Origin of the sequence: Blautia coccoides, from assembly GCF_034355335.1 — a bacterium.
GTDB classification, from domain to species: domain Bacteria; phylum Bacillota; class Clostridia; order Lachnospirales; family Lachnospiraceae; genus Blautia; species Blautia producta.
Window position 1 is genome coordinate 4,532,039 of the sequence record NZ_CP136422.1, and the last position, 25,879, is coordinate 4,557,917.

22 protein-coding genes are annotated in these 25,879 nt (G+C 43.6%); 5 read left to right on the forward strand and 17 right to left on the reverse strand.

Annotated features, from left to right (window positions below):
- Nucleotides 1–77 precede the first annotated feature (77 nt).
- Nucleotides 78–3,362, reverse strand: coding sequence for an N-acetylmuramoyl-L-alanine amidase (locus tag BLCOC_RS20365; RefSeq protein WP_115623200.1), 3,285 nt, complete (start codon nucleotides 3,360–3,362; stop codon nucleotides 78–80).
- A 195-nt stretch (nucleotides 3,363–3,557) separates the two neighbouring features.
- Between BLCOC_RS20365 and rffA the strand changes: the two genes are divergently transcribed.
- Nucleotides 3,558–4,685 (forward strand): dTDP-4-amino-4,6-dideoxygalactose transaminase, encoded by a 1,128-nt coding sequence (rffA, locus tag BLCOC_RS20370; RefSeq protein WP_115623201.1) that lies wholly within the window; start codon nucleotides 3,558–3,560, stop codon nucleotides 4,683–4,685.
- 69 nt (nucleotides 4,686–4,754) lie between these two features.
- Here the strand turns inward: rffA and BLCOC_RS20375 are convergent, their stop codons facing one another.
- Nucleotides 4,755–5,093 (reverse strand): EamA family transporter, encoded by a 339-nt coding sequence (locus BLCOC_RS20375; protein WP_115623202.1) that lies wholly within the window; start codon nucleotides 5,091–5,093, stop codon nucleotides 4,755–4,757.
- Nucleotides 5,086–5,451, reverse strand: coding sequence for an EamA family transporter (locus BLCOC_RS20380; protein WP_115623203.1), 366 nt, complete (start codon nucleotides 5,449–5,451; stop codon nucleotides 5,086–5,088). Before BLCOC_RS20380 ends, BLCOC_RS20375 begins: the two co-directional genes overlap by 8 nt.
- 164 nt (nucleotides 5,452–5,615) lie before the next feature.
- Between BLCOC_RS20380 and BLCOC_RS20385 the strand changes: the two genes are divergently transcribed.
- The 3 genes from BLCOC_RS20385 (at nucleotide 5,616) to BLCOC_RS20395 (ending at nucleotide 8,805) form a co-directional block, all read left to right on the forward strand.
- Complete coding sequence (locus tag BLCOC_RS20385; protein WP_115623204.1) at nucleotides 5,616–6,545, forward strand: glycosyltransferase family 2 protein; 930 nt, start codon at nucleotides 5,616–5,618, stop codon at nucleotides 6,543–6,545.
- A gap of 626 nt (nucleotides 6,546–7,171) precedes the next feature.
- Nucleotides 7,172–7,549, forward strand: a complete 378-nt coding sequence (locus tag BLCOC_RS20390; protein WP_242998979.1) for a hypothetical protein — start codon at nucleotides 7,172–7,174, stop codon at nucleotides 7,547–7,549.
- A gap of 20 nt (nucleotides 7,550–7,569) precedes the next feature.
- Nucleotides 7,570–8,805, forward strand: a complete 1,236-nt coding sequence (locus BLCOC_RS20395) for an ATP-grasp domain-containing protein (RefSeq protein ID WP_242998980.1) — start codon at nucleotides 7,570–7,572, stop codon at nucleotides 8,803–8,805.
- A gap of 76 nt (nucleotides 8,806–8,881) precedes the next feature.
- Here BLCOC_RS20395 and BLCOC_RS20400 read toward each other — a convergent pair whose 3' ends face one another.
- The 13 genes from BLCOC_RS20400 to BLCOC_RS27650 all read right to left on the reverse strand — a co-directional run bounded on the left by BLCOC_RS20400 (nucleotide 8,882) and on the right by BLCOC_RS27650 (nucleotide 25,246).
- Nucleotides 8,882–11,635, reverse strand: a complete 2,754-nt coding sequence (locus tag BLCOC_RS20400; RefSeq protein ID WP_115623206.1) for a L,D-transpeptidase family protein — start codon at nucleotides 11,633–11,635, stop codon at nucleotides 8,882–8,884.
- Nucleotides 11,636–11,809: 174 nt separating this feature from the next.
- Nucleotides 11,810–12,115, reverse strand: coding sequence for an AzlD domain-containing protein (locus tag BLCOC_RS20405; RefSeq protein ID WP_029468220.1), 306 nt, complete (start codon nucleotides 12,113–12,115; stop codon nucleotides 11,810–11,812).
- Entirely contained in the window at nucleotides 12,112–12,816 is a 705-nt protein-coding gene (locus BLCOC_RS20410) for an AzlC family ABC transporter permease (RefSeq protein ID WP_044953510.1), read from the reverse strand. The genes BLCOC_RS20405 and BLCOC_RS20410 overlap by 4 nt, the downstream gene beginning before the upstream one ends.
- A 305-nt stretch (nucleotides 12,817–13,121) precedes the next feature.
- Nucleotides 13,122–13,385: an HPr family phosphocarrier protein gene (locus tag BLCOC_RS20415; protein WP_018598492.1), complete on the reverse strand. Its 264-nt coding sequence runs from the start codon at nucleotides 13,383–13,385 to the stop codon at nucleotides 13,122–13,124.
- A gap of 25 nt (nucleotides 13,386–13,410) precedes the next feature.
- Nucleotides 13,411–14,730 (reverse strand): CdaR family protein, encoded by a 1,320-nt coding sequence (locus BLCOC_RS20420; protein WP_029468218.1) that lies wholly within the window; start codon nucleotides 14,728–14,730, stop codon nucleotides 13,411–13,413.
- Nucleotides 14,708–15,592 (reverse strand): diadenylate cyclase CdaA, encoded by an 885-nt coding sequence (gene cdaA, locus BLCOC_RS20425; RefSeq protein WP_029468217.1) that lies wholly within the window; start codon nucleotides 15,590–15,592, stop codon nucleotides 14,708–14,710. Before cdaA ends, BLCOC_RS20420 begins: the two co-directional genes overlap by 23 nt.
- Before the next feature lie 48 nt (nucleotides 15,593–15,640).
- The gene (locus BLCOC_RS20430) at nucleotides 15,641–16,702 is read right to left on the reverse strand and encodes a hypothetical protein (protein ID WP_029468216.1); all 1,062 of its coding nucleotides are present in this window, start codon (nucleotides 16,700–16,702) and stop codon (nucleotides 15,641–15,643) included.
- Nucleotides 16,699–17,130, reverse strand: coding sequence for a hypothetical protein (locus BLCOC_RS20435; protein WP_018598496.1), 432 nt, complete (start codon nucleotides 17,128–17,130; stop codon nucleotides 16,699–16,701). The genes BLCOC_RS20430 and BLCOC_RS20435 overlap by 4 nt, the downstream gene beginning before the upstream one ends.
- 326 nt (nucleotides 17,131–17,456) lie before the next feature.
- The gene (locus BLCOC_RS20440; RefSeq protein WP_242998981.1) at nucleotides 17,457–18,239 is read right to left on the reverse strand and encodes a ComF family protein; all 783 of its coding nucleotides are present in this window, start codon (nucleotides 18,237–18,239) and stop codon (nucleotides 17,457–17,459) included.
- Nucleotides 18,164–20,398, reverse strand: a complete 2,235-nt coding sequence (recD2, locus tag BLCOC_RS20445) for an SF1B family DNA helicase RecD2 (RefSeq protein ID WP_115623207.1) — start codon at nucleotides 20,396–20,398, stop codon at nucleotides 18,164–18,166. Before recD2 ends, BLCOC_RS20440 begins: the two co-directional genes overlap by 76 nt.
- Nucleotides 20,399–20,415: 17 nt before the next feature.
- Entirely contained in the window at nucleotides 20,416–21,408 is a 993-nt protein-coding gene (mreB, locus tag BLCOC_RS20450) for a rod shape-determining protein (protein ID WP_018598499.1), read from the reverse strand.
- A gap of 108 nt (nucleotides 21,409–21,516) precedes the next feature.
- The gene (gene uvrA / locus BLCOC_RS20455) at nucleotides 21,517–24,357 is read right to left on the reverse strand and encodes an excinuclease ABC subunit UvrA (RefSeq protein WP_029468214.1); all 2,841 of its coding nucleotides are present in this window, start codon (nucleotides 24,355–24,357) and stop codon (nucleotides 21,517–21,519) included.
- A 550-nt stretch (nucleotides 24,358–24,907) separates the two neighbouring features.
- Nucleotides 24,908–25,246: a DUF6783 domain-containing protein gene (locus BLCOC_RS27650; protein WP_322255285.1), complete on the reverse strand. Its 339-nt coding sequence runs from the start codon at nucleotides 25,244–25,246 to the stop codon at nucleotides 24,908–24,910.
- Between BLCOC_RS27650 and BLCOC_RS27655 the strand changes: the two genes are divergently transcribed.
- Nucleotides 25,130–25,462, forward strand: a complete 333-nt coding sequence (locus BLCOC_RS27655; RefSeq protein ID WP_322255286.1) for a DUF6783 domain-containing protein — start codon at nucleotides 25,130–25,132, stop codon at nucleotides 25,460–25,462. The genes BLCOC_RS27650 and BLCOC_RS27655 overlap by 117 nt on opposite strands.
- On the opposite strand, the gene BLCOC_RS20470 is transcribed toward BLCOC_RS27655, so the two are convergent.
- Complete coding sequence (locus BLCOC_RS20470) at nucleotides 25,408–25,857, reverse strand: CBS domain-containing protein (RefSeq protein WP_018598502.1); 450 nt, start codon at nucleotides 25,855–25,857, stop codon at nucleotides 25,408–25,410. The genes BLCOC_RS27655 and BLCOC_RS20470 overlap by 55 nt on opposite strands.
- Between the last annotated feature and the right edge of the window lie 22 nt (nucleotides 25,858–25,879).

The following is a 25,879-nucleotide window of genomic DNA, read 5'->3' on the forward strand; positions in this document are numbered from 1 at the left end:
TTCTTGAACCGTGATACACACCCTTTAAAACATTACACACTTTTTGATATAGGCTTTGCTTTCTGAATACCTTTTAATTACAAACTTTTTAACTTCGTAATCATCTCAACCAAATTTTTGCCATAGTTTTCTGCCGCTGCCCATCCTGCCCCTGTAGGATTATCAGGGATTCCCAGCCATTCCACATATAATGCCGATTTTCTTGTTACATACTGAAACCTTTCATCCACACATGCATTCTTTAATGCTTTATCAGAAGCATACGCTTTTAAATGCTGAACTTGTGCTCGTATACCAGTGCGGACATCCTTAAAAGAATTTCCGGCTGCTCCGTTACCGATAGCCCCCAAACCTGCAAAATTGAACTGCTCAATCTTTACATCTCCTCCGTACTGCAGCCAGCCGGTCTCTTTCATAGCTTGGGTAAATACTACTTCTGCCTTTATTCCTTCTGCATTTGCTTCCTCTAAAACGATTTTAGAAAAAGCTTTAATATCTGCTGCGCCGCCCTTTTTCAACGCAGCAGACGGATATGTACAGCCTGATTTCTTATAATATCTAACCATTTGGTCAACTGTAACAGAACTCTTTCCTTCTATGGCATATAAGTTCTGAGTATTATCTTTTTTTTTATCTGGAACCCATGCGCCAGAATTGTTGAAGTAATACTCTTTTCCTCCGAGTGTGTGCCATCCCGTCAGCATAGCTCCACTGCTGTTCAAATAATACCAGATATTTCCCAGCTGTAGCCAGCCGGTCTGCATGGCTCCGCTTCCATTACAATAATACCAAACTTTATTTACTTGAAACCAACCGGTCTTCATCGCTCCATTCCCGGGCGTCAGATAATACCAACTACCATTGATAAAAGTCCAGCCCTCTGCCATGGCTCCGTTTCCGGTCAAATAATACCAAGTATTTCCCGGTTTCAGCCAACCGGTCTGCATAGCTCCACTTCCATCACTGTAATACCATTTTTTATCTACCTGGTACCAGCCGGTACGCATGTGCCCACTGTTCGGCTGCATATAATACCAAGTATTTCCAAGACGAATCCACCCTTCTGCCATGGAGCCGTTTCCATTCAGATAATACCATACATACCCCTGATTAAACCATCCGCCGGTACGCATTGCCCCATTTGGATTGAGGAAATACCACTTACCGTCTATCTTCTGCCAACCGGTCTTCATGGCTCCATTCCCGGGCTGCATATAGTACCAGGTACCTCCTATGGAAATCCAACCTTCTGCCATGGCTCCGTTTCCATTCAGATAATACCATGTGTTATAACAATACAGCCAGCCGGTCTGCATAGCCCCGCTTCCATCGCTGTAATACCACTTTTTATCAACTTTATACCATCCGGTCTTCATTCGGGCGTTTTTATCCATATAATACCATCGCCCGCCTAAGTTCTGCCATCCGGTCAATGCGGCTCCGTTGCCGGACATATAATACCAATAGCTGCCCAACATATGCCAGCCGCCTTCCAACATGGCTCCATTTCCCTGAAGATAGTACAATTTACCTCCAATTTTCTGCCAGCCGGTCTGCATACTTCCTGATGTATTGAGATAATACCAGCTTCCCCCTATTTTCTGCCAGCCGGTCTGCATAACACCGGAAGAATTCATGTAATACCAGCAGTTCCCAATCAACTGCCAGCCTGTCAGCATAACGCCCTTGGCATTAAAATAGTACCAGGAATTATCTATTTTCTGCCAGCCGGTCTGTTTAACTGTACCGATATAATAATACCAGGAATTTCCTGATTTTTTCCATTCTCCTTTTGGCTCAGGAACCGGTTCATAAGTCTCTCCCCCAGTCTCGATACCAAAATACTGCGCGATACCATATGCGTCCGCTTTTGCCAGATTTTTTATAGCCGCTTCGCTATTCAAATACTTTTTATCGTCTTTCCCACTCAAAAAAGCATGTTCTACAATAATCGAAGGTATAGAAGCTTTCAACCCTTCTCTTACAATTGCATAATAATCTGCCGTACTTCCATCCGGATAATGATAATCGCTGGAATCTTTTTCTACAAGCCCCCTGTCATAAAGTCCCAGAGAAGTCAGTCTTTTTAAAATATTATTTGCAGCCTTCTGTGCATTCTCTGCTACCTCTGTGTTATATCTTCCTGTTTTTGGTACCAGTACTTCTGCACCGTGGGCTGTTTCTTTATCAAAAGAATTCAAATGAAGACTCACAAGTAAATCCGCATGCTTATTGGCAGCAAAAGCAACCCTCTCGTTTAATGTCATTTTAATCGCTTTATTTGCACCTACAGTATCGTGAGTCATATAAACTGTAATCTGAGGATATTTTGCAAGCTCTTGTTTTAAATAATTAGCGATCTTCATGGTTATGTCTGCTTCCACGAATTTTGTGCCATCGCTAAAGGTATGGTCAGCTCCACTGTCATACCCATTTGTATCTATGGTTCCATGCCCTGGATCCAGTACAACAATATAATCATCTTTCTTCTTTGGCTCCACAGCAAATGTCGTGGGTGCGTCTGCTTCTTCTCCCAGAGCAAATGCCTGAATACCATTCGCAGTGTTTTCTGCCAGTTGATTATTCTCTGTGAGTGACTCCTTTATCGCTTCTGCTGATATACCATTCTCATCTGCAGACAGCACTGCGCTTTTAACCTGTTCTGCAGTCTGTGAATCAAGACCGGCCTCTTCGTTTTTAATTTCAGCAACAGCCTGGGCAGCTTCCTCACTGCTCATGGCAACCTGCTCCATCTCCTCCTGCTGACTCAGTAAAGTCTCATATTCCTGGCCAGCAACAGATACCTTCACAGAATCAAACGTTCTTTCCTGTCCAGCAGCAGGCAGTTCGAGAAGAAATGCTGCCACATTTTCTACTACCTCTTCAGCCTGGGCTGTATGTATTTCCCCTTCACCATCCTGATAAGTAAGAACTGCATTTTCTAAAAGTGTTGTCTCTGTATCTCCCAGTTCTACAATTACTGACTGATGTTCATCATCCTCCTGAGTCAGAATGTAATTCAGCGGCAAGGCACCTATTTGATTTTCTTCCTGCTCCGACGCCTCCCCATCGGAACTTGGTGCCGCATCTTCTGCAGCCTCTGTATCTGTTTCCCCACTCGTTTGAATGTTGTCCGCAGATGTATCTGTTTCCTTCGTTGTCTGAGTATCAGATGCCGGCGTATCATTCTCCTGGCTCATCTGAGGATCAGACACCGTTGAATCGGTCTCTCCACTTGTCTGAGCATCATATGCCGCTGTGTCCTCCCCACTCACCTGAGCACCGTAAGCTGGCGTATACAAACTCATAAGCATAGCCAGTACAAGTACATAGGTTAGAAGTCTTTTCCCTAATTTCTTCATTGTCTACTCCTCTTCTTTTAGTATTTCTTGCAAAGTTATTACATTTATTAACTAAGTATTAAATATTATACATGAATACTCTTAAGAAATCAATGGATTCCCAGTTTATTATTTCCTTTTTTTTTTATATTATGCTACAATAATAATGTTTTTCATTAATTCAACCCGGAGTATGTTTTTATAAAGGAGTTCCTTATGATTGATTTTAATATTCCGCCTTACGTAGGCAAAGAAATGGACTATATAAAAGAAGCTGTAACTAATCGCAAGATATGTGGTGATGGTACCTTCACCCACAAATGCAGCAACTGGATGAAAGAACATTTTGATGTAAACCAGGTTTTTCTAACCACATCCTGTACACATGCCCTGGAAATGGCTGCTGTTTTGACAGACATCAAGCCTGGAGATGAGGTGATTCTCCCATCCTATACTTTTGTTTCAACAGCAGACGCCTTTGTTCAAAGAGGGGCTTCTCTTGTATTTGTAGATATCAGACCTGATACCATGAATATAGATGAAACACTTATTGAAGATGCCATCACATCACGTACCAGAGTAATTGTACCGGTTCATTATGCCGGTGTTTCGTGTGAAATGGACACTATCATGGATATTGCAAAACGTCATGATTTAAAAGTAGTTGAAGACGCCGCACAGGGCTTTGCTTCTTATTATAGAGGAAAAAGCCTTGGTACAATTGGTCATTTTGGATGCTTAAGTTTTCATGAGACTAAGAATCTTAGTATGGGTGAAGGCGGTGCACTTCTTTTTCAAGATACAGCTTATCAGGAAAAAGCTGAGATTCTCAGGGAAAAAGGAACAGACAGAAGTAAATTTTTCCGGGGACAGATTGATAAGTACACCTGGCAGGATTATGGTTCGTCCTATCTTCCCAGTGATATGAATGCCGCGTATCTATGGGCACAGCTCGAAATGGCATCACAGATACAGGATGACCGTATGGCAAGTTATGAATTCTATAATAATGCCCTTAAGCCTTTGGCAGATAAAGGTTATCTGGAACAGCCTTATGTACCGGAGGAGTGTCAGCATAATGCGCATATGTATTACATAAAATTACGGAATTTGGAAGAACGAACGAAGTTTATTTCTTTTTTGAAAGAACATGGTATTTTAAGTGTATTTCATTATATCCCTCTCCACTCTGCTCCTGCCGGCTTAAAATACGGTCGTTTTTTTAGAGAGGATAAGTATACTACTAAGGAAAGCGAACGTTTGGTGAGACTTCCCATGTACTATCATTTGAATTTAAAAGATAAGGAATATATCGTGGAGACTATTTTTAAATATTTCACCTGACATTCCTTGATCTAAAAAGGGAATTGCAGAATCATAAGACTCTGTAATTCCCTTCCTCATATCCATGCTCTATCCCAGGGTATAAACGAAAATACCTGTGATAATGATCAGATTCCCTATTATTTTTCCCCTAGTAAATTTTTCCTTTAAAATAAAATATGACAGCAGCATAACAAAAACATAACTAAACGTATCAATCACGGACCCATACTTCATGTCCACATGAGTAAACGCATAAGTATTTAACAGCAGTACCCCTCCAAATATACCATATGCCGTGATCACATGCCAATTCAAATATTCAAATATGGGATGGCTGTATTCCTTATTTGCACTCTGCTTCAAAAGAAGTTGTGAAAATGCCGTAAAAAAAGTTCCAATAAACAGGATAATCATATATTTATTCATATTTTTGCACCACCAATACTCCTAATAATACAATAAAAAGTCCAATTATATTTTTTATGGTCAGAACTTCGTGAAAAATAATGACCGCCCAGATTTGTGACCATATCAGATACACACTCTTATTGGCATAAGCAACACTGAGCTCAAATCTTTGAATGATTTTCTGCCAAGCCAACGCATAGATAAAACAGTCAAAAAGCATTAGGAAAAAGAAAAAATATAATCTGATTCCCCAAATCCCGTTCTTATTGAATTCCATGGACGCCATTTTAGTAAAAACAGGGGTGAAAGAAAAAATCATAATACTGATATGTAAAAGAATATAATCCTGTACCCTTCTCTTTTTCGAAACAGCCATCTACTTCCCTTCTTTCTGTAATTTATCCAACTGTACATTTTCTGCTTTTGTACAGCTTTTTATAGTATAACATCCTTCGTCCCGGGAAACAAGTCTATTGAAACCCTTGTTGTAAAATGTTATAATAGTCGCGGCGGTTGAAAAACAACCCCGGAGGTAAAAAAATGAGTTTATATTCTGTCGTTGTTCCTGTTTATAATTCAGAAAACACTTTGGAAGAACTTTATGCCAGATTAAAGGATGTTTTTGAAAATACCATGCAGGAAGAATTTGAATTAATATTGGTTGATGATAGTTCCCGGGATAATTCCTATGTCGTAATGGAAAAACTTCACAGGAAGGATAACCGGGTTAAGATCATCCAAATGGCCAAAAATTTCGGTCAGCATCCAGCGCTTTTGTGTGGTTTTTCTTTTGCCAAAGGTGATTTTATTATCACTATGGATGATGATCTGCAGCACCGTCCGGAAGAAATACCAAAAATGGCTGCTGCAATCAAAGAACATGATGATGTGGATGTGATCATTGCCAAATATGAGAACCGTAAGCATAACTTTATAAGAAGACTGGGAACCCGAATTTCTGTCTACGCAACATCTAAAATGTTGAATAAAGACCCCAATCTGGAAATCACCAGCTTTCGGCTTATGCGAAGATTTATTGTGGAAGCAATTCTAAATACCAACACTCACCTTCCGCAAATTGGAAATTTATTGGTTCAGAGCAGTAACCGCATTATAAATGTTCCTGTACATCATGATCCACGTAAAGTAGGAAAAAGCAATTACACCTTCCGCAGACTTGCAAAGGATTTAATTTACGATATCACTTCCAACTCGGCCATACCATTGCTTCTGGTCAGGGATTTAGGTATATTTAGTTTTCTAGTCAGTATTATACTCGGCCTTTTCTATCTCATACGCTATTTTATCTATGGGGTATCGGTAGAGGGATGGACAACTCTAGTCCTTCTTATCTTGGCATATAATGGAATAATATTATTAGCTATTGGTATCATCGGGCAATATTTAATGAATATACTGAATGAAGCAAAAAAAATGCCCAATTATGTCATCAGAAAAAAGGAGTTATAATATAAAACAAAGGATATTTATATATGAATGAAATCGGCGGTTATTTGGAATTGGAGAATTTTACAGGAGAAGAATATTATCCTGAACTGTTAAAATTAAATCTTGGAAGAACGGCACTCTTATTTGCACTGGATTATCTTAAAGTCAAAAAACTGTGGCTGCCCTATTTTCTTTGTGATTCTGTAATTTCCATATGTTCAGATATACCTATAACATTGGAATGGTACCACATTAATACAGAATTTGAACCGATTCTTCCCATTAGCGAATTAAACGATGGAGAATATATCTATGTTGTAAACTATTACGGACAAATCTCCGAACAGCAGCTTTTGAGCTATAAAAGACGATACAGGAACATCCTCCTGGATAATACACACGCTTTTTTCCAAAAGCCTCTGCCAGATATCCCGGTACTTTATTCCTGCAGAAAATTTTTCGGACTGCCGGATGGTGCATACCTCTTTCTTGGCAATGTACCAAAGGATCTACTGTCTGAATATCCGATAGATTTTTCCTCCTCCAGAATGGGACATATTCTCGGGCGTTACGAGCATTCAGCTTCAGATTATTATAACGATATGCTGGAAAATGCTCGTCATTATTATGAGGAGCCAATAAAAAGAATGTCACACCTGACAGAAAATCTACTGAAAGGGATTGATTACTCTGCCGTGCGTAAAAAACGCACTGAGAATTATGCAGTACTTGCCTCTGCCTTAAATCAATACAATTCGCTTTCTTTATTGCATCCAGATGGTCCTTTCGTTTATCCTTTTTATTGTCCAAACGGCATAAATATCCGAAAAAAACTGGCAGCAGAGAAAATTTTTGTACCAACATACTGGAGTAATGTCATTAATCAAATGCCCGGAAATACCCTTGAGTATGACTATGCAGCCAATATTCTTCCCCTTCCCTGTGATCAGAGATACAACAAGAAACATATGGAACACATTCTACAGGTTCTGAAACTAATAATGAAAGGCCAGAATAACATATGATAAAGCAAAGATTGTTAATATTGGGCTCATTAAGAGAGTTTGTACAATTAATACAAACTGCAAAATCCAGAGGCATTTACACCATTGTCTGTGATGGATATCCGAACAGTATCGGAAAAACATTTGCTGACAAATCCTACGATATTGACGTTGGGGATACTGATCGTATAGTATCTATATGTCAGCTCGAGAGAGTAGACGGCATCATTACTTCCTTTTCTGACTATCTTTTTGAATGTATGGTAAAAATAGCAAACAAAGCTGGCCTGAAATGCTATTTTTCTCCTGAAAAACTGGATTATTACAGAAATAAGGATGTTATGAAACAAATGTTTGAAAAGCTCAAAATCCCAACTGCAAAATATAAACGGCTGGGTATTGGTTTTTCAGATTCGGAATTGGATGATATGGAATTCCCGGTTGTTGTTAAGCCGTTGGACAAGTATGGTTCCCGCGGCGTTCTTGTTCTGTATTCTGTAGAAGAAATAAAAAAACACTTTGATTTTGTCTGCGCTACTTCCGAGGTAAAAGAAATCCTTGTGGAGGAATATAACGATGGTTACGAATTTAATATGATGAGCTGGGTCCTGGACGGAAAGGTATATGTCATCAGTATTGCAGATAGGGAAAAAACCCCTGTATGTACCAATGACATTCCCATCAGCACTCGAAACGTATATCCTTCCAAACTTATCCACAATGTCTATGCAGAGGCAAAGGATATTCTACAGCGGGTTGCCAACTTTACAGGACAGACAAGCGGAGTTCTTTCTATGCAGTTTTTCTGGTCTCCCGGAGCCCCCATATCCGTCTGCGAGGTTGCCGGAAGATTCTTTGGTTATGAACATGAACTGGTAGATTATTGCTGTGGCCTGAAAGTAGAAAACCTGCTCCTAGATTATCTTTACAATGAATCAGCTCTGCGGAGAACCTTAAAACTCCATTCACCTTTTTTCGATAAAACAAGTGCTGTACTATATTTTCACGGAAAAAATGGCTTAATGGTGGATAATCAAGATGCCGCTGTAAAGCTTTCATCCATGAAAGGTATTATGGATTCCTGGTTATTCTATAAAAAGGGAGAACGGATCATTCCCCATGGTGTAAATCCCTATGCAGTCCGATATTATATTACTGCTAAATCACGGACGGAAGCAGATTACATGACAAATTATATTTTTGAGCATATATCTATTACTACTCCTGAAGGCGAAGAAGTCTTATATCAAAACCATATGCCGGAATATCCACTTTAGTAATTTAAAAATTCATAAAAAAACTGTCCGGCTGTACCAATTTCGAGTACAGCCGGACAGTTTTATTTTAAATATTTTACCAAATATCTGTTGGATCTTTCAAGTTTACTCCATATGGCAGTTTAATGGTAGCTGGTTTATCGAATGGTTCATAATATCCATCGCCGATCGTAACCATGGTGCCTCTGCCAGTGTTGTCATAAATCCATTTAGCATCTCGCACACATACACGAATACAACCATGAGATGCAGGCTGCCCCAGCATATTATAATCTGCAGCGGCAAGATTGTACTGGCTCTGGGAAGAACCAGCTACAGAGTGAATGAATATACCATTCACTACATGTGATGTCCACTGTCCCCAGGAAGGTCCCATTAAGATATGCCATCTATCCTGATCACCAATATAGAAGGTCCCCGCAGGAGTCAGCGTAATTGGATTACCTACAGAACAGGTAATTGACTTAACTGGTATAGTCCATCCATTACTACCATCCTTTGCCAGAACAGTTATCTGACATTTTGTACGATTCACACGAAGTCTGTAAGGTCCGCCTACCATTCCACTTACATCCTGCTGTAAAGCTCCGCTTCCTGTAAAGTACATTTTATAACCCCTGATGTAATGCCATCCAGTTAACATGACACCATTTCCATCGAGATAATACCAATTTCCATTCCAAGCTACATATTCATTCTTAGCATAAGTACCGTTGCTCTTCTTAAAATAGTATGTGGATCCGCTCTTTTCCCAATTTCCAATGGTATTTACATTTACTGTACCATAACCTGGTATCCAACGTCCATTTTTATCAACATAATAGCCGCCAATTGTAGTATCTTTCAGCATGGCTCCGCTACTGCCCACATAATAGTAAGTATCGATCCAAGCATTTCGGGCCATAGCTCCGTTCCCATAAGAATAATACCACTCTCCACCTACCAAGTACCAACCGGTCTTCATGCCTCCGTTACCTGGTGTCAGATAATACCAGGTTCCGCCCAGAGACAACCATCCCTGTGCCATAGCTCCATTTCCGTTCAGATAATACCAGGTTCCGCCAGTCATGAGCCAACCTGTCTGCATTGCTCCGCTTCCGTTCAGATAATACCAGGTTCCTTTCTGATTCAACCAGCCAACCTGCATTGCTCCGCTTCCCGGTGCTAAATAGTACCAGGTTCCGTTTACCAATGCCCAGCCTTGTGCCATAGCTCCGCTTCCAGTCAGATAATACCATGTATTGCCCAGCAATAACCAGCCTGTCTGCATAGCCCCACTGCCGTTACTGTAATACCAGGTACTGCCAACTTTATACCAACCGGTCTTCATCACACCGCTTCCCGGTGTCAGATAATACCAGGTTCCGTTTATCTTTGCCCAACCCTGAGCCATAACCCCGTTGTCATTCAAATAGTACCAGTTATTTCCCAGTGCAAGCCAGCCAGTTTTCATATATCCGTTGCCGTCAAAGTAATATTTCTGTCCTTTTACTGTATACCAGCAGTTTGCCGGCCAGCTTCCGTCTTCTTTCTGGTACCACCATCCGGTCGTATTCTGCTTCCATCCTTCCGGATAAACTTTATAAGATTTGGTACATTTACCATCTTTGTCAAAGAAATACCTTACCCCTTTTACAACAACAGATGTATTTTTCTTAACCGTGCCATCTTTATTCACGTAATACTTCTTACCATTGATGGTCTGCAGTCCGGTTTTGGCTGTCTGTTTTCCATCCGCACCAAAATAGTAAAACTTCTTACCGTCTGCTATCCATTTGGATTTGGCATAGCTTCCGTCTTCATTCATCCAGTAATTACTGCCGTTTATTTTCTGAAGACCTGTTTTGCCCTGTGTCTGCACACCATTGTCATCAAAATAATAATATTTGCCGTCCTGCTCTTTCCACACAGCAGTCTCGGGATTGCCATCTTCGCCGATCCAGTAATTGACGCCTTCAATATTTTGAAGTCCTGTTGGCATACCTTCTGTCAGTCTACTTCCGTCTTCACCAAAATAATAGAATGTTCTGCTTCCATCATCTGCTGTATCAATCTTCCAGGTGTTCTTTAACGGCATACCCTCTGCATCCAGCCAGTATGTATAGTCAACACCATCATCACCTTTGATAACATTCAGCCCCTCCATGACACTTTTAGGAGTCTGGAGACCTGCTGCCAGCTTCGCGTCCGCATCACCGTCTGCATCTTCCTCTGACGTATAATACTGGAACGAACCATCTTCATTCAAATACCAAAAACCGCCGACACCTGTAAGCCCATTCTCACCGGCTTCTAGTGCATAAATCAGGGTTGTCGGCCCATACTCATCATCATTATAAACAACGGTCTCATAAAGACCAACTGTCTTATCGCCTAAATCAAGTTGTGCAAAAGGATTTGGTGTCTTAACTTCTTCCGTGTTGTCTCCCTGGACTTCATAATACGTCCAGACACCACTCTGCTTATCCACTTCCCATTTCTTCTGATATCCCTTAAATCCATCTAGGGATTCATAATATCTGAATATCATCTTTTCTTCTGTCCGCTCTAACGTCCAATGGTCATCCTGGGCAACCTCTGCATCATGGTTTACTTCACCTGACGTATCACCGGTCTGGTCCTCACCATTTTGCCCATTTGTAGGTATACTTGTATCCCCCAGATCATTATCCGTTGTTCCGCCCCCTTCATTCAGCGGATCCGTAAGCTCTGTAACCTGCTTCGGTGCTTCACTGCCATCCGCAGCTGCTGCTCCTACCGGAAGAACAGAAGTGATCGTGACCGCTGCCGTAAGCATTAATGCCAACAGCTTCATCCTACGCTTCTTCATATAATTCCCTCTACTTTCCAGCTTTACGCTCTTATTTATCTCCTGGATACGTTTGTATCAATCAGGTATACTCTCCCTCTAGAGATATTACCATTTTACCATTTTTTACAGTTTATTACAACCTGACAGGAGAAATGTAATATTAAATTTCTTTTACAGTCTCATGAACTTTGCTTACAATAATTCTAAAATCCTCTCTGTAATAAATACTCCAATACAGGAAAAGCATGCCACCGTTACAAGGCTTTTTTCTTTCATAGAAAAAAATATTGCCACTGCCAAACCTGCAAAAGCGGATACAGGCGATGCCGTTGCGTATAAAATAGCGGGAAAGGTCATAGCAGTAAGGCATGCATAAGGCACGTAGTATAAAAAGGAACGTATGTATACATTGGATATCTTTTTTTGGATCAGTGTCAAAGGCAGCATACGGATCAGATAAGTCACTCCTGCCATGACAAAAATATATGCATAGATCATGCCTCCTCATCCTCCTTAATGGGAAATAACACAGCTCCGATGCCGGCTGCAAGCAGTGTGCAGATAATGATCATAAATCCGCCGGAAACCTGTTTGAGCACCGGAAGGTAGTAAAACATGCTGCTCAATGCCAGTGCAATAAAGACAACCGTACGCACTGTGGACTCTTTTTTTGCCGGCGGAACCACGATTGCTATAAACATGCCATAGAGGGCCACACCCAAGGCGCTGCGCACATAGGCAGGCATTACAGTGCTAGCTATGGCCCCTGTAAGTGTTCCTCCAACCCATCCCAGAACCGGAAGGAGAATTAACCCATACATGTAGAACTGTCCTACACTTCCCCTTTTTGAACTTGCAACAGCAAATATTTCATCTGTATTTCCATATGCGATCAAAAGCCTGTGACGTGTCTTCACGCAGCTGTCAAACTTCTGGGATAAGGAAAGGGACATAAGCGCATACCTCATATTGATGACAAGCTGGGTCAATGCCATTTCCAACAGTGATGCACCCGACAGGATCACATTCAAACCGGCAAACTGCCCGGCAGATGTGAGATTAAAAAGGGAGATCAGCACCGCGTGGAGAGGTGCCATACCGCTGTTCACTGCCAGCATTCCAAATGTAAAGCTGACAGAAAAATATCCCAGTGCTATGGGAATACCGTCTTTCAGACCTTCTCTGATATTGTTATGCATGATTGCTTTCTCCTTAAAGTAAAATAACATAAGACTGAACTGCTGCAAATAAACAGCAACGGTTCAATATCTTCTCAGCTACTACATCGTAAATGAAATAACTGCACTATCACTGAGAAGAATTTTTCGAGAGTACAGGCGGAAAACGTAGGCGCAGGGGGCTGCGCTGAGGCTTTTGTACCTGTGCGATCGAAAAATTAGGGTAGTAATTTCAAACACACTCTAGGAGCAAAAATCGAGGGATGAAACAGCCTTGACTGTTCCATCCCCGAATTTTTCTGCTCAGGATCGATCATAGGAAATACTTATTCCTGTAAACCTTCTTCCAAAATATATACCAAATGCTTTAATGCCTCTTCCTCGTCTTCCCCTTCACATACCAGCTCGATCACATCACCGCCTTTGACACAGGCACCAAGAACACTGAGAACACTCTTTGCATTTGCTGTAACATTGTTATAACTGAAAGTGATCAGTGATTTGAACTGCATTGCCTCACTGCAGAGGCGGCCTGCCGGTCTCAGGTGCAGTCCTATTAAATTATTTACTTTTACTTTCTGACTTACCATGATTCATCACTCCCCTGCTTCTATTTTATGATTCCGGTCTCTGATATACTACATTTGAATTGGCATCTGCCAAAGTAACCTTCACTTTGATTTCATCAACCACCTGATATCCATCTGGTACTTCAATTTTTACTGGTACCTCGTATTCTCCTGCCGCTGTATAAGATTTCAGATCAATACTGAGATGTATTTGGCTCTTATCCAGTTTATCCAGATCTTCCTCTTTTCCCTCAACCCGAACCATCACTTCCACTTTGTCCATAACCACATTCATATTGGCCGGACTATTTTCAATCTTCATTTCATTTGTAGAAATATTATATTCTTTGCTGTTCAGAGGAAGTATTTTTACCGTTAAAAGAGCGGTATCATTTACTCCTGTTGCAAGTTTTATATCTTTTGGCAAAAGCTCTGTCAGATCAACTGAAAATTCACAATCGGATGATTTACCTGTAATATCTCTCTCATCTGATTGAGGGATCGTAAGTTTGTTCCCATTTACAGTAAATTTCTGCAGCGCCTCTTCTGATCCCACTATACTGATATCGCTTGGTGTGGCCAACACAGAATCGACCTGGTATCCGTTTTGCGGACTTCCCACATACGAATTAGATGCATCGATCGTAACATCCTTCAGCATCCTCCACAACTCTACATGAACCTGGATCACAGTGCTGGGTACATCAAATTTAAGATAGGACATCTGCTTATCACTCAGTTCATCATGATTTCTATCATAAATTTTTAATGTAGCCTCCCGCTCACCGCTTGCTGCCATTCCGTCCACATTTACCTGTGCGGTAACACTGTCTATTTTTTCTATAATAGATTTTGGTCCTACAATATTGATCTTCTCCGGATTGGCAGTTATCTTTCCAACCTCGTAATTATTGTCGGGCTTTGACTCTCCAATGAGTTCCGTACTGATAATACGGTCAATACTTTTTCGTTCATCTATTTTGATCGGAATATTTTTAGGAGTTACCTCTATATTCTCATCATCGACTCCCGCACATGTAACCGTAACCGGCACCATAATCGGATCAGAATCCATATCAATGATCTGTGTCAGATCAGCCACGGCTGTAATGTTTTCTTTGTTCAGTTTTTTAATGGTGTCACTTACAGCCCGGATGCGGACATTTACAGAGTCCTTTCCATCCACCATAAGAGCGATATTATTCATGCTCTCTATATATGATTCATTGACAAAAGTAACCGGTATATCCGTATATGTCTGGGTGATAGATGGATTCTCTATATTCATGACCAGCAGCCAGATCAATATGGCTATCAGCAGAGAAAGGATTTTCAAGGTAAATTTATTCATCAGACTTTTCTTCATTCTTCACCCATCCCTTCCATATTTTGCGTTTCTGTTTCTCTGCGTTGGCATTCTGCTCCTTTAACAAGATTGCTTTGAGTTCCTCCCTGTTCACCCCTACAATGAGTCTGCCATGCTGGGCTACAGATACCCGTCCGGTTTCCTCTGAGACGATGATAGTCAGAGAATCACTGACCTCACTGATCCCCACACCGGCGCGATGTCTGGTTCCCAGGTTCTTATTCAGTTCCATGTTATCTGAAAGCGGCAGATAACAAGTAGCAGCAACTACACGATCTCCTCTGATTATAACAGCTCCGTCATGCAGAGGCGTGTTGTGCTCAAAAATATTGATCAGGAGCTGGCTTGTCACCAGAGAGTCCAGATAAATGCCTGTTCTTGCATACTCATTTAATCCGGTCTCTTTCTCGATCACTATCAAGGCCCCTGTCTTGACCTCTCCCATTTCAAAGCTGGCACGTACGATTTCATTTAAAGTACGGTCACTGAATCTTCCGCTGTCTTCTTTTTTCCCGTTATCAAAAGGAAGAATATTGCTCACGATCTTTTTATGTCCCAACTCCTCCAGGGCTTTACGAAGCTCCGGCTGAAAAATAACAAGTATGGCCGTTATTGCATAACCGCCCGCGTTATAGACTAACCAAAGGATCGTGTTCATCTTTAAAAGGAAGGCGATGAAGATAAACGCCAGGACGATCAGAATTCCTTTCAGCAGAGAATACGCCCGGGTATTTCTTACCCAAAGCATGAACTGATAAACAAAAACAGCTATCAGCAGAATCTCTATTATATCAATCCAAGCTATATGAGGAAGTGTCATCTTACCCAGATACTCTTTTAAAATTGTCGTAAAATTCCCCATATCTCCACCCCCTTAATTATTATGTATAATTCCCTTATGGGATTGTCTTTATAAGTCTTTCAGCGATTCTTCCAACTGTTTTTCAAAGTCAAAATCCTCCTCTGAAACATGCTGCACAGGCGCTGCATCCTGCTCCAGCTTTTCCTCTATGTCCTCATATTCATCTATATCGCTGTCATCCGACTTCTTATTAGATGAGAATTTCTTCACGCTTTTCCTAGTCTGTGACACCAGAGATTTCGGAACTGCCTTCACATAATATACATATTCGTCATCCTCAAACTGGGTCACTTCGCTCCTGGAGTAATCCACACCCAGTACGAAAAATTCAATGACAAGGCCAATCACTGCGGAAACCACACCGGCAATGATAACGCTGCCCATCTCCATGGTGATGCTCATAAACATACTTCCGAACAGCATCAAAACAATATATACCACTGCGCCGGTGACCACTGCGATCCTCCAGGAATAGTCAAAGGAGGAACGGCGGATAAGGTATACCAGCAGGGTGACTGCCGCAAAAGCGATAATGGCCAACCACATTTCCTGATTTTTCACCAGTCCGTCCAGTAAAATCTGAAGCTTCTGGATAGCTTCTGTCTCTTTTCCCTGAAGTACGCCGGCCTTGTCTTTAACAAGACGCATAAAATAATACAAAATAACACCACAGCCTGCAGGCACCGCACTTGCAGGTCCTCGAAGAAGACCGCAGCCAATGGGCACGGCTGCCGGTATATGAAAAACAAAAGACACTGGTGTCATCACAAGGGCCACATTATCTTTTGACGTAAACCGCAGAAATAATATCATCAGCAGTATCATAAGAAGCAGGGCAAAACCAGCAACTTCGATACCAACTGCGTAACAATGTCCGATAATCAGCACGCAGCCCAGAATTGTCATGGCATTGATAGGCATAACCGAACATATAAGGGCCAGGATCAGGACTACAAAAATATTGTCAAGCTTGCCCATAAATCCCAATGAGGTGTTGATCCCCTTAAAAAGGCCAAATGCTAATATAAACTTCAGGATCGGAAGAATCCAGGTGTCATGCTCCCCGTAAAATTCTTTGATTTTCTGTTTCAGTATCAGTAACGCTGTCATGCGCCTTTCCTCCTTCCGGTCAGTCTCCCGGCTCTCTTTTCTTCTCTGTCATATATCTTTTTGAGCTGTCCCAGTTCTCTGTAATACTCCTCCACGCCTTTCTGGGCACTTCTGTATTTTACGGAACAATAGATATAAGTAAGAATGCTGTAGGCTATCAGCAGCACAATATATATGACGATGATTTTAAGTCCCAGAGAAAACAGGTCTATCTTATGCAGATTATCCATCATATATTCGCTCTTATACCCAAAGTAGACAGCCAGCAGCAGTGCATAGGCGATCGTCGTGATAAAAAAATTTTTGATCAGTGCAAGGCCTATATAGTCACTTCTGTAGTAATTGCTGATCGACAGATCTTCTCTGCCCTTACCGGATTCGTAAGCAGCTAATTTTCTCATTTTCTTGATTTTCTGTTCGTTTAACATAAGCTTCCTCTACTTCCTGTGAAAACACTGCTTTAAAATATGTACTCACAGTTACTCACAGTTTCATATAGTTATGCCCCAAAAGGTCGTCTGCAATTTATGGCATAACAAATCTGCCACTTACTGCATTTCCTAAATGGCATCCCTCAAATACGGCATTCTATAATGCTGCACAGTCCATCAGATACATTTCACAAAATCCCGGGCTATACAAACGTACCGTCTTATGACACCTAAAACAGCATGGTGCAAAGACACGCCGAACATGCCATCCAATGTATACAACTTGCATTATAGCATAGATAAAGCAGGCGAATCAAGCCTTATCAGCAGAAACCTGTCCCTATGGCTATGGTTAAAAAATATACCTGTTCAGCACCGGCAGCTTTCAGGGCAAGACTTACACCGTCCACGGTACTTCCCGTGGTATAGATGTCATCAATGATCAATATTTTTTTCCAGGGGAGCTTTGGTAATGTCACAGCAAATGCGCTGCGCAGGTTTATTCTTCGTTCCTTATCGTTCAGTTCCTTCTGGGGCTTTGTGTTTATTTTTCTGATCACTGTTTTTGTATCAACCGGTATCCGCAGTATCCTGCCTATCTCCCGGGCAATGATTTCCGCCTGGTTATATCCTCTTTTTTCCATTCTTTTTGGATGAAGAGGGACCGGAATCAGCACTTCAACTCCCCACAGGCGGATTTGTTCCCCTGCACAGGCTGCAGCGTATCTGCCGTAAAAATGGCCATACTCCTGCCTTTGATGATATTTTAACTGATACAGGGATTTTGAAAGAACTGAGCCGTAGGAGAAAATACTGATTCCACGGTCGTAAGAATGTTTTTTGGATGCGCAGTCATGGCAGTATTCCGCCTCACTGCCCATCAGCGGTTTGGAGCACTTAAAACAGCGCGGCCCATGAATGGGCACTAATTGATCCAGACACTCCCGGCATATGGTCCTGCCCCTGGGGGCTGCAATGTCGTGACAGACAGGACAGCGCCTGGGATAGACCATATCAAGGGCAAAGGAAATTAAAAGCTTTCCTTTATCCGAAGATCGAGAGTGGTATAACGGCTTTGTTCCATTTGGTTTTTTTCCATTTCCCAAAAAGTATTTTCATCTCCTACCAGTGTCACACACTTTCTCGCCCTGGTCACGGCCGTGTAGAGAAGATTCCTGTTCATGAGCATCCTGGGGCCTCCCAGCAGCGGTATCACTACTGCAGGATATTCACTCCCCTGTGATTTATGAATGGTGATGGCATAGGCCAGTTCCAGCTCATCCAACTGTTTAAAAGCATACTCCACAAAACGGCCTTCGTCAAACTCTACAGTGAGAGTCTCCGCAAAGGTATTGATCTCCCGAAGGATTCCCGTATCTCCGTTAAAGACACCCACACCTTTTTCCACAGGAATACCGTATTTTCCTCTGACTTCCCACTCAGTCTGGTAATTGTTCTTGATCTGCATGACTTTATCGCCCTCCCGGAACAGGCCGCTGCCGTGCTCCTTCTCCTTTTTTTCAGGGGAAGGGGGATTCAGATACTGCTGAAGAATGCCGTTCAACCGCTCCACACCAAGAAGACCTTTCCGCATAGGCGTCAGGACCTGGATATCATAAGGAGCTGCATCAACGAACTTTGGCAGCTTCTTTTGGATCAGAGTGATGACAACGCTGATGATCACATTGGCATCATATCGTTTCAAAAAGAAAAAATCCATGCTTTTATTGTCCAGGACAACGGGTACTCCCCTATTGATCTTGTGGGCATTCACCACAATGTCACTCTGGGAAGCCTGTCGAAAAATCTTAACCAGCTCTACCACCGGAAATTTTTCAGATCGGATGATATCCTTGAGTACACTTCCCGGCCCTACACTGGGAAGCTGGTTCACATCACCCACCAGGATCAGACGGGTTCCCGGCGTAATGGCAGAGAGCAGTGCGTGCATAAGAAAAATGTCCACCATGGACATCTCGTCAATAATAACAACATCCGCTTCCAGCGGATTCTGGGCATTTCGTTCAAAATGGATACTGGCTGAAGAGTCATCCGGCATTCCGCTCAGCTCCAGAAGTCTGTGGATGGTCCTGGCCTCATAGCCTGTAGTCTCTGTCATGCGCTTTGCTGCTCTTCCTGTAGGGGCAGCAAGACAGATGTCCAGCCCTTCCAGCTCATAGTAGCGGATAATCGCATTGATAGTGGTTGTCTTTCCTGTACCGGGACCTCCGGTGATCACCAGAAGACCGTTCTTTACCGCTTCTGTAACTGCCTGGCGCTGCTTTTCGTCCAACTGGACATTTCCGCTTTTTTCAAGCCGGGCAAGCTGCAGCTCCATTTTATTTTCATCCACTGTATCCTCCAGTGCCAGCTCTTTCAGCATTTGAGCCACATGCAGCTCAAGCTGGTAATACTGGCTGGCATAGATGACCGGCTCAGGTTGTGCTCCTTTTCTAAGATCAACCTCTTTTACCACGATCTTCCTGTCTATAGCCAGATCCATAATATGTTTTTCCATATAAGGGGCGGCAACGCCCAAAAGGGCAGATGCCCGTTCCAGCAGAATACGCTGTGGAAGGAACACATGCCCTTCTGCAGTTGCCTGCAGTAATATGTATAAAAGACCGCTTCGGATACGGTAGTCAGAGTCTGTATGGATCCCGATCCTGGCCGCGATCTCATCTGCCATCTTAAAGCCCACTCCGTCAATATCCTCAGCCATCCTATAGGGATTCTCCCTCAGTATGCCATACATCTCATGCCCGTATTGATTGAATATCTTTGCTCCCAGTGACAGGGATATCCCGTATTGCTGGAGAAACATCATAGCTTTTCGCATATCTGCCTTCTCAGAAACCTGAGCGGCGATCTCCCTGGCCTTTTTTTCACTGATTCCCTTTATCTCCGCCAGCCGTTCCGGTTCCTCTTCCACGATCCGAAGAGTATCATCCTTGAAACGTCTGACGATCCTGGCAGCCAGAGCCGCTCCGATCCCTTTGATGGCACCGGAACCCAGATAGCGTTCCATAGCCACGGAATCCTGGGGCACTACGGTCTCATAGGAAGTGACGGAGAACTGTCTGCCATAGGACGGGTGCTCTGTGTAATGTCCATAGGCCTTGATGGTTTCCCCTTCACTTAAATATTGAAAGCTGCCTACACAGGTCAGCTCTTCCTCCTCAGCGATCACAACCATAACCGTGTACCCATTGTCCTCATTCCGGAAGATAATATGGTCCACATATCCTTCTATGGTTTCTTCCATAACTTACCTCTTTTGTTTTATTTCCCGTTTATCTTGCTCATAAGCTCCATGTACTGGCCTGTGCCGATAGCTACAGCCATAGCAGGCTCTTCCGCTACTACAGTATTGATGCCTGTCTCTTCCTCGATCAGTGTCTCCAGACCGCCCAACAGTGCGCCGCCGCCTGTGAGGACAATGCCCCTGTCAGCCACATCAGCCGCCAGCTCCGGAGGGGTCTTCTCCAGTATTCCATGTATAGTCTCCATGATCTGCACGGTTGCGTCTTTTAATGCTTCCCTGATCTCCTCTGAAGTCAAAGTAATACTTTTGGGAAGTCCGGTGATGGTGTCACGGCCTTTCACATCCATGGTTTTCGGCTGTGGATGAGGATAGACGGTTCCTATCTGTATTTTTGCGTCCTCTGCGGAGCGCTCACCGATCATGAGGTTATGTTTTTTTCTCACATAGCGCATGATCGCCTCGTCGAAATTATCACCTGCCACTTTAATAGAAGTAGAGACAACCGTTCCTCCAAGTGAGATCACTGCCACATCGGTGGTACCGCCTCCAATGTCCACGATCATATTTCCAAAGGGTCTTGTGATATCAATCCCAGCCCCGATGGCCGCCGCAATCGGTTCCTCGATGATATTAACTTCCCTGGCACCTGCCTGGTACGTGGCTTCCTCAACTGCTTTCTTCTCCACCTCTGTCACACCGCTGGGTACGCAGATGCTGATGCGGGGTTTACGGAAAGCTTTCTTTCCCATGGCTTTTGAGATGAAATACTTCAGCATCTTCTCTGTCACCTCATAATCTGAGATGACTCCCTGGCGCAGAGGGCGGACTGCCACAATATTACCCGGCGTTCTGCCTATCATCTGCCTTGCCTCTTCTCCTACTGCCCTTATTTTATTATTATCTTTATCGTATGCAACTACGGATGGTTCCTTCAGTACAATGCCTTTTCCTTTTGCGTAAACCAGTATACTGGCCGTTCCCAAGTCGATTCCAATATCTGTCGCTGCCATAGAATACCCCTTTCTATATTTGGATATCAGTTTGCTGCCCGGGATGATCGTCCCGGGCCACTGATATTCTTCATTATACCCAACTTGTCCCCAAATGAAAAGGGGCAATCAATTCAAATATTTTGACACATAACGACCTGTATAGGAGACAGGATTCGCCGCCACGTCCTCCGGGGTACCGGAAGCTATCACGGTTCCCCCTTTATCGCCGCCTTCCGGGCCGATATCAATGATATGATCCGCAGTTTTTATCACATCCAGGTTGTGTTCAATAACCACCACCGTGTTCCCGCCTTCTGCCAAACGGCGGAGGATCTCAATGAGCTTGTGCACATCTGCAAAATGCAGACCGGTAGTAGGCTCATCCAGAATGTAGATGGTCTTTCCCGTACTCCTCTTACTAAGCTCAGTTGCCAGCTTGATTCGCTGTGCCTCACCGCCTGACAGCTCTGTGGAGGGCTGTCCCAGACGGATATAGGAAAGTCCCACATCATACAATGTCTGGATCTTCCGCTTGATGGACGGAAGGTGTTCAAAGAAGGTCAGTGCCTCCTCCACCGTCATGTTCAGCACATCGTATATGCTCTTTCCTTTATATTTCACTTCCAGGGTCTCTCTATTGTAGCGCTTTCCCTGGCAGACTTCACAGGGAACGTACACATCAGGGAGGAAGTGCATCTCGATCTTAAGAATACCGTCACCGCTGCAGGCCTCACATCTTCCGCCTTTTACATTGAAGCTGAATCTGCCTTTTTTATAGCCTCTGGCCTTGGCATCCGCGGTGGTTGCAAAAAGGTCCCTGATCTGGTCAAAGACGCCTGTGTATGTTGCCGGATTGGAGCGGGGTGTTCTGCCGATCGGCGACTGGTCAATGTCGATGACTTTGTCAAGCTGCTCCACTCCTTCGATGCCTTTATGCTTTCCCGGTATGACTCTGGCCCGGTTTAGTTTCCTTGCCAGACTTTTGTACAGGATCTCATTGATCAGAGAACTCTTGCCGGAACCGGAAACACCGGTCACACAGGTCATGATGCCTAAAGGAATCTTCACATCTATATTTTTCAGGTTGTTTTCCGCGGCTCCCCGGATGGTCAGAAAACCGGTGGGCTTTCTTCTCTCCTCTGGTACCGGAATCTTCAGGGCACCACTTAAATACTGGCCTGTGATGGAATTTTTATTCTTCATCAGATCTTCTGCGGTACCGATAGCTACTAACTGTCCTCCGTGCTCCCCTGCTCCCGGGCCGATATCTACAATACAGTCCGCTTCCCGCATGGTATCCTCATCGTGCTCCACTACGATCAGGGTGTTGCCCAGATCTCTGAGGTGTTTCAGTGTGGCAAGCAGCTTATCGTTGTCCCGCTGATGCAGGCCAATACTGGGTTCATCCAATATATAAGCCACACCCACAAGGCCTGAACCGATCTGAGTTGCCAGACGGATTCTCTGCGCTTCACCGCCTGAAAGGGTTCCTGTTGCACGTGACAGCGTCAAATACTCCAGCCCCACATTCATAAGAAATCCCACCCTTGCACGGATTTCTTTCAGAACCTGCTCACCGATCATCTGCTGGGTAGGTGTAAGCACTAAATCATTGAGAAACACCTGCAGCTTGCGGATGGACATGGATGTGACCTCATGTATATTTTTGTCCCCTACAGTGACTGCCAGGGCTTCTTTTTTCAGACGCTGGCCTTTACAGGTGGGGCAGGGCGTAATGCGCATAAAAGATTCATATTCCTGTTTGCTGGACTCTGAACCTGTCTCTCTGTAGCGGCGCTCCACATTTTTTACTAGTCCCTCAAATGCCACATCGTATATACCTTCTCCGCGCTGGCCTTTATAATGGACCTTGATCTCTTTGCCATGGGTTCCATTGATGATCACATCTTTGATCTTGTCCGAATATTCTTCAAACGGTGTTTCCAGACTGAAATGGTATTCCTCTGCAAGAGCATCCAGAATCGCTCTCGTAAAACTTCCTTTATCTGTACAGGACTGCCAGCCCAGCACCACAATGGCCCCCTGGGCAATGCTCAGACTCCGGTCCGGTATCATCAGGTCCACATCAAACTCCATTTTATATCCCAGGCCGAAGCAGGCAGGACAGGCACCGAAAGGATTGTTGAAGGAAAAGCTTCGAGGTTCGATCTCATCAATGCTCACACCGCAGTCAGGACAGGAAAAGCTCTGGCTGAAATTTAACTGACTGCCGTCCATTGTATCCACAATAAGAAGACCGTCAGCCAGATTCAGAACATTCTCAATGGAATCTGTCAGACGTTTTTCAATCCCCTCTTTTACCACAAGACGGTCAACAACAATTTCTATATTGTGCTTGATATTCTTATCTAGTTTTATCTCTTCACTCAGCTCATAGAGACTGCCATCAATCTGCACTCTCACGTAACCGCTGCGCTTTGCCTGTTCCAGAAGCTTTGCGTGCGTCCCCTTCCGTCCTCTTACCACAGGAGCCAGGAGCTGGAGCTTTGTCCGTTCCGGCAGGCTCATAATGTGGTCCACCATCTGGTCAACGGTCTGCTTTTTTATCTCTTTTCCGCATTTTGGACAGTGAGGGATACCAATCCTGGCATAGAGAAGCCTAAAATAATCATAAATCTCCGTCACAGTGCCGACTGTGGAACGGGGGTTCCTGTTGGTTGATTTCTGGTCTATGGAGATAGCCGGAGAAAGACCTTCAATACTCTCCACATCCGGTTTCTCCATCTGTCCCAGGAACTGCCTTGCGTAGGATGACAGGGATTCCATATATCTCCTCTGCCCTTCCGCATATATGGTATCAAACGCCAGAGAACTCTTTCCGGAACCGCTCAGGCCTGTGAGGACTACAAGCTCATTGCGGGGGATATCCACATCCAGGTTCTTCAGATTATTCTCATTCGCACCGCGTATTTTAATAAATTGGTTGTCGTGATTTCTTACTGCCATTTTTATCTCCTTATTCGTGATCCGTACAACAGTTTTTATAAGATTCTCATTCCGAAACACAGCATAACTTCTGCCCTGCGACAAACCGAATATACGGGTTTCGGGGAATGTATGTTTGTTTTTATGCTACCTGCCATTATATCACAGGCTATGTGTATTTGCAAACGTATGTTCAGAGAGATTTTCAGGAAATGTTGGAAAATGGGTGCTGCATGCGGGAGGCTATGACAATAAGGACGGGATGTTGGGGGAGAGTGCGCGCCTCCTCTGGCAGCCAGCTTCGTTCCCCTTCAACTAAGCACTAACTTCGACTAAGCCGCTCAGCAAAGGCTTCGCGCCAAGTCTCCATAAGTGCTGGATTTTCAGGCTCTCTACCGCAATGTCTGCCAGAGGAGGCCCGCACTCTCCCCCAACATCCCTGGTTTTCTCTGCCGGCAGTCAAAAAATGCAAAGACGCTGCTTCTTGGTAATCTTAGTGATTTTCGTAGAAACGCTATATTACATTGGCTTAAGCAATAGGTTTTTTCTTGTGCCTACTGTTCAATGCTTATTATGGCCAGTATACCTGCACACTACAAATAAAAACACCCTGCGGAATAGTGAAATCCAGGAAGGGAATGGGAGAGGGCCGGAGGACGGAGATTCCTGTGAGCGATGTTTCGTGGAGTGCCGCGGAGATCCACCTGCCCCAGTTACTTAATGAAGAGGCCATTGCCGATGAATTTAGTAACTGGGAGCAGGTAGAGTGTATATGAAAATTGCTTTCGGCAAGCTGTGCGTCACACTTTGTGAGAGATTTGTCCCCGATGAGGGAATCGTAGCGGGCTACGCTGACCGAATTGGGGACAAATCTCCCGCAAAATGGGACGTGCAGCTTGCCGGAATGAATTTTCATATACACTCTGGCTCCGTGGCAGCGGAACGCTTCTCTCACAGGGATCTCCGTCCTCCGGCCCTCTCCCATTCACTTCCGTCCGTTACCATCCCCCACCCCAATTCCAGTGCAAAAAAGGCCCCCGCAACCCGCGGCAAGCCTTTTTCCTTTTTTCATCATACAGTCGCATGCTGTACATATGTTTTGCATTCTTTTTTATTTTTATTCTGACGCTCGGAACAAATATACTGCATTATGTCCCTTCTTGTGACAATACCTATAAAATTCTTCTGGTCGTCAATAACCGGTACAAAATTCTGCCGCATAGCCTTGTCCAACAAATCTTCCATGTCGGAATCCACACGGACCGGCGTATAGTTGGCCCGGCGCTTGAATGATGTGATCGGAATCTCCTCCGCAGCTTTTAAATTCAGGTCGCCGCGGTTTTTCAGTCCCCAAAGTAAGTCTCCTTCAGTAATTGTCCCCACATATTTTCCGTTCTCCCCGATAATCGGAATGCATGAATACCGGTGATATTCCATCTTTTCCAAGACCTGCCTTAAACTATAGCTGTCATAGATATAGGCCACATCACTCTTCGGAGTGAGAAAAAATAAAATATTCATTATACCCTCCCAGACTGTCATA